We start from the raw sequence: 5,907 nt of genomic DNA, 5'->3' as shown, positions 1-5,907 counted from the left end.
TTCTCTGGTAAAACCAATCGCAGTAAATCTGTTTCCATTTTGTGTATTTTTTGAACCCAAAAATACACTTTCTCCCCAAGTTTTTAATCTGACCCGTTTTTTGAGTTAATTGGAAATAACTATTTTTAACAAACTACGACTATATTCGGTCGTGTTTAACGATAAAAAGTATATGCCATCTGGCAAATATGCTGTATCAACATGAAGTACATTTGATGATTGCGTATTCGCTACAAATGACTTAATCAGCTTGCATCGTAAATCATAAATATCATAGGAGACCTTTCCCGGACAGGAAGGAAAAATTATATCGAAAACTCCATTTGATGGATTTGGGTATGTGTAAAGTTGTTCTTGCGAAAAGATTTCATCAAAATTCACTGGAATACTATTGCTAAATGAAACCATCATTTGCAGGAGATTTTCGCCACCCAGACTATACGTGGCAGGAGAATCATGATAGCCATATTCATTTATAATCAATTTATTATTTGCAAACGATGGGTTTTCCGGATTGAGTGTGGCAAAGACACCGTCAAACCAATCGTTTCCCCATGCAGTTCCTGTTGTGATATAGCTGGCAAAAAGGCAGGAATCATCGGTGAATGATGCCGTATCCCACGAAATTTCCAATGGGAAATGAGTACACTTAACTACAATTTTTATCATGTGATAAAACTCACAGGTTTTATTTGCAATTTGAATTTTTGAATGGAAAACAGCTGCAGACGTGTCATACATGTTTAAATATCCTTCAGACGCTTCGCCAGCTCTTATTTCAAGCAAGCTGTCCCATGGAATGGAATATATATTCTCTTCATCAAAAATGGAATCAATGAAATCTGTTGCTAATGGATCCTGCCCAATCAAAATACTATCTGTTTTGCCGGCTGAATCCTTGGCGTAGAGTTTAATTTTAAATTCCTGAGCACTTGTATAGAACACGGACATTAATAACAAAAGAAATATTAATGGAAAATTTCTCATGCGTGCTTTTTCGCAAATATACATCAAAACTTTACCAATCCAAATGTGTTCTAAAATTTTTGTTTAATGGAACAGCTGAATCTTCGCACCGACTCTTCCAGGACACTTCCTGACTCTGGAAGGGCGGAAGCGAATTTGAGAGCGGGAATCAGAGCGATTGCGAAGTAACGCCATGCCACATGCAAAAAAAACACCATCATCAATCCGACAATGGTGCTTTTGCAAAAATTGAAATGTATTTATTTTCTTGAGGCAATCATAATATCCAGCATCTTGATGGCTGCATCGGAGATGACGGTGCCAGGGCCGAAAACGGCCAGAGCGCCGGCTTTGAACAGGAAGTCATAATCCTGGGACGGAATTACTCCACCCACAATCACCATGATGTCCTCGCGTCCAAGCTTCTTCAGTTCTTCGATGACCTGCGGTACCAGCGTTTTGTGGCCGGCGGCAAGACTCGAAACTCCGAGAATATGAACATCGTTCTCCACCGCCATGCGAGCGGCTTCGGCCGGAGTCTGGAACAGCGGACCAATGTCGACATCGAAACCGATATCGGCATAACCGGTAGCTACAACCTTGGCTCCGCGGTCATGTCCGTCCTGTCCCATTTTTGCAATGAGAATTCGCGGGCGACGACCTTCGAGTGCGGCAAATTCTGCGGCCAGCGCAGTCGCTTTTATAAAGCTTTCGTTTGACTGACTTTCGGATGAATACACGCCTGATATACTTCTTATGACAGCGGAATAACGGCCAAAAACTTTCTCCATAGCGTCGCTGATTTCACCCAGCGTTGCACGCTTGCGAGCAGCATCAACAGCCAATTCCAGTAAATTCCCCTGTCCGGTTTCACATGCTTTTGTGATGGCTTCGAGCGCAGCTGTAACGGCAGCATTGTCGCGCGTAGACCTGATCTCTTTCAGTCTTGCAATCTGAGATTCCCGCACAGCGGTGTTATCCACTTCGAGGGTGTCAATCGGATCTTCTTTTTCAAGACGATATTTGTTCAGACCAATGATGGTATCGCGCTTGCTGTCGATGCGGGCCTGTTTGCGGGCGGCAGCTTCTTCTATCCTCATTTTCGGAATACCTGTTTCGATGGCCTTGGCCATACCGCCGAGTTCTTCCACTTCTTCAATGAGTTTCCATGCGCTTTCCGCTAATTGTTTGGTCAGATATTCTACATAATAGGAACCTGCCCATGGGTCAATGGCACGGCAGATATCGGTTTCTTCCTGAATAAAAATCTGAGTATTTCGTGCAATGCGGGCAGAGAAATCGGTTGGCAACGCAATGGCTTCGTCGAGTGCATTGGTGTGCAGACTCTGGGTGTGACCAAGAGCAGCCGCCATAGCTTCAACCGCTGTGCGGGCCACGTTGTTGAACGGATCCTGCTCGGTGAGCGACCAGCCCGATGTCTGTGAGTGTGTGCGAAGCGCCAGTGATTTGGCACTTTTCGGTTCAAACTTGCTGACAATTTTTGCCCACAACATACGTGCAGCGCGCATCTTGGCAATTTCCATGAAATGATTCATGCCAACCGCCCAGAAAAACGACAGACGAGGTGCAAATTTATCTACCGGAATCCCTGCCTGGATGCCCGTTCTCAGATACTCAAGTCCGTCGGCCAGTGTGTATGCCATTTCGATATCGGCGGTAGCACCTGCTTCCTGCATGTGATAACCACTGATGGAAATGCTGTTGAACTTGGGCATTAACCTCGATGTGTATTCGAAGATATCGGCAATGATTTTCATCGACGGTACCGGCGGATAAATGTAGGTGTTGCGCACCATAAATTCCTTCAGAATGTCGTTCTGAATAGTACCGGCCAGCTGTTCAGGTTTCACGCCCTGTTCTTCGGCAGTGACAATATAGAAGGCCATTACAGGCAACACAGCACCATTCATGGTCATCGACACCGACACTTCGCCCAGCGGAATCTGATCGAAGAGAATTTTCATATCTTCGATGGAATCGATGGCTACGCCTGCTTTTCCGACATCACCGAGCACGCGCTCATTGTCGCTGTCGTAGCCACGGTGCGTTGCCAGGTCAAATGCCACCGAAAGACCTTTCTGACCTGCAGCCATATTGCGGCGGTAGAAAGCATTCGATTCTTCTGCAGTGCTGAAACCCGCATACTGACGCACGGTCCAGGGACGCATGACATACATGGTGCTGTAAGGTCCGCGAAGAAACGGCGAAAGGCCGGCTCCGTAAGACAGGTGCTCCATGTTGGCAAGATCCTCTTCGCCAAAAGCAGGTTTTATTTTAATTTTTTCCGGCGTATCAAGGTCCGGCGCAATGCTGTTTTCCTTTTCCCATGCGGTAAACGGAGCTTTGCTTTTGAAATCTGCGAGTTGTATATTTTTAAAATCCGGTCTCATTTTCACTCCTTTTTTATTGAACTGATAAAACCGTGTGATAGTTCTCAAGCGCTTCGAGTGCGGCGGTGCGCATATGTACAAAGCTATGAATTCCGGCTTCGCGGTAAACGCCTTCGTTGTCGCCCGGGCTACCAGCCATCACTACAGGAATTTTGCTGTTGCGCAGTGCAGCCATGTATTCCATACCCAATGTCGGGTATTCATCATCGCTGCTGCAAAGAACAATGATTCCGGGTTTTTCGTCCAGCGCTTTTTTCACACCGTCCTGAATGGTATCGTCATTCAGAATAGTGGTGATTTCGTAACCGGCCATTCCGAAGAAGTTGCTTGCAAAAATCGCACGGGCATTGCGCATGGCAATATTGCCAAACTGCAGCATGGTCACGCGCGGGCGTTTGTTGCCGGCGGCTACATGCTTGTCGGCACGCATGCGAATCTGTTCGAAACTCCATGCACCGCGTTTTATGTTCAGTGAATTTCCTTCAGCAATTGGAGCATTAACAAAAGCGGCTGCCTCTGCAAATTGCTCGTTTGTATTCGGATAATTATTGACTCCTACATACACCATCTTGCGCGAAGCAATATCTTTTTCGCGTTTGGCGGCGGTTTTTTCAATTTCAGTTTTAATCAGACCACTTTCCATTGCCTTCCGGAAGCCGCCAGCTGACTCAATCATGCGGAACTGATTCCATGCAAATTCTGCTACACTTTGCGTGAGCGATTCGATGTAATAAGAGCCAGCAGCAGGATCGGCCACATCGGCAAAATGCGATTCTTCTTTCAGCAACAGCTGTACATTGCGTGCAATGCGGTCGCCGAATTCGCTTTCCTTGCCAACAATAAAATCGTGCGGAAGAATGGTGATTTCGTCGGCTCCGCCCAACGCGGCACTCATGGCCTCGGTGGTATTACGCAGCATGTTGTTGTATAAATCATACAACGTTTTGTTGTAGAGCGATGAAACACCGTGTATGGTTACTTTCTGCAGTTCTGCATTGCTGGTGTATTGTGCGGCAACAGTAGCCCACAACCAGCGTGCAGCGCGGAATTTGGCCATTTCAAGGAAATAGGACGGTCCGACAGAAAGCGTGATGCGCATTTTTGGCAGCACGTCTTCGGCTTTCAGTCCCTTATTCAGCATTTCCTGCAAATATTCATGTGCCGAAGCAATGGCAAAACCAAGTTCCTGCACAGCAGAAGCACCCGCATTGGCAAAATGCTGTCCGTTTACATTCACCACTTTGTAGCCAGGCAGAGACTTTCCTACATTTTCAATCAGGCATTTCAGCTCATTCATATTATCCTCATGGCTGTTATAATACTCACCTTTGAGCAAATAATAGCCAAACGAATCGAAGTTAAAACTTCCGCTGAGGGCACTGTTCTGCACCCCTTTCGAAGCCGCTTCGGCTTTCAGGAGTTCAGCCAGAATGCTGTAGCTGTGATGCGAATGAAAATGTACGGCAGATTTCGTCAGGTCGATGTCTTTGAGCAACGTTGACAGATCTTCCTGTTTGTCGCTGAAATCGAGTTTGAACGAAACTCCGTTGGCGCCACGCTGAAGCGCATTGCTGGCAAAGCGATTGGCTTCGGCTGCATCGGGAGAATCAATCTGCTGAATAATTTTCCATTCATTTCCGCTGGCTTTATAGCCGCGTACATAAGGGGCTTGGCCGGGATGATTGGCCGGCAGGACGTTTTTTACGTCTTCTGCCATGTAGTAAGGCTGAATCGAAAACCCGTCGAGCGGCTTCCAAACCAGCTTTTTCTCGTAATCAGCACCCTTGAGGTCTTCGTTTATCAGCTGTTCCCACGCCTGTTTGGTAACAGGTGGAAATTCGCTGAACAATTTATTGTCACTCATGTTTTTGCTGTTTTTCGCGCTGCAAAGGTAATTGTTTTTATATATCAGGATATGTCAGCTTTTCAAATATGCAAGTATGTAATTGTTTTTTATGCGTATGACCTGACAAATCGCTGTAAGCATGCGGTTTTACGTACTACCGGCAGAGTTTTCTGAAAAGTATAACATTTATTTATAAAACATTTTGATTGTATGAACTATATTTGGTTTGTTTATGTTTGCGTTTTGTGTAACAATAATATTTGTTTGTCGACGACTTATTCTTTGATTTCATTAAGCCTTTTCGAATAATCTAATCGAAAAACGTCCTTATGGAAAAGAAAAAAACAAGGATTTTGCCCGCGGTTATCAGAAACAAAGCTACTATTGAAGGGTGGCTTGAGCATTTCGACAACAATTCCGGGGTTTTTGTACCGAAAAGCAATCTGGCTCTTTTGCGGGAGAGTAACTATCTTGTAATATTCAAACTGTGTGTGAATGCCGCATTTCTCAAGGGTAACGCTTCATAATAACGGCTAATGAAACATGCACGTAAAGCCAGGAAAGTCAACAAAAAAGCCTAATGAAGTTCCCGGTCTCCGCGTGTCCACAAGCTCTGCCGGTGGAAGCCGGGATCTCCTATGAATAAAACTCCCTTTGTTAGTTGTTGCAGAGCCTATTGAAAAT

4 protein-coding genes are annotated in these 5,907 nt (G+C 45.4%); 1 reads left to right on the top strand and 3 read right to left on the bottom strand.

Annotation, left to right across the window (positions count from 1 at the left end):
• Positions 1 to 105: 105 nt before the first annotated feature.
• From A2W93_06030 to A2W93_06020, 3 genes are all read right to left on the bottom strand, one after another.
• Positions 106 to 1,011: a hypothetical protein gene (locus A2W93_06030; protein ID OFY55646.1), complete on the bottom strand. Its 906-nt coding sequence runs from the start codon at positions 1,009 to 1,011 to the stop codon at positions 106 to 108.
• 215 nt (positions 1,012 to 1,226) lie between these two features.
• Positions 1,227 to 3,377: a methylmalonyl-CoA mutase gene (locus A2W93_06025; GenBank protein OFY55647.1), complete on the bottom strand. Its 2,151-nt coding sequence runs from the start codon at positions 3,375 to 3,377 to the stop codon at positions 1,227 to 1,229.
• Positions 3,378 to 3,390: 13 nt separating this feature from the next.
• Positions 3,391 to 5,241 carry a hypothetical protein gene (locus A2W93_06020; GenBank protein OFY55645.1) on the bottom strand — a complete coding sequence of 617 codons (1,851 nt, stop codon included), beginning with the start codon at positions 5,239 to 5,241 and terminating at the stop codon, positions 3,391 to 3,393.
• Between the two features lie 311 nt (positions 5,242 to 5,552).
• Between A2W93_06020 and A2W93_06015 the strand changes: the two genes are divergently transcribed.
• The gene (locus A2W93_06015) at positions 5,553 to 5,750 is read left to right on the top strand and encodes a hypothetical protein (GenBank protein OFY55644.1); all 198 of its coding nucleotides are present in this window, start codon (positions 5,553 to 5,555) and stop codon (positions 5,748 to 5,750) included.
• The last annotated feature ends 157 nt before the right edge of the window (positions 5,751 to 5,907 follow it).

This window comes from Bacteroidetes bacterium GWF2_43_63, assembly GCA_001769275.1.
GTDB lineage: Bacteria > Bacteroidota > Bacteroidia > Bacteroidales > DTU049 > GWF2-43-63.
Note: the sequence above shows the minus strand (reverse complement) of the source record. Positions and strands in the feature narration are given on the sequence as shown.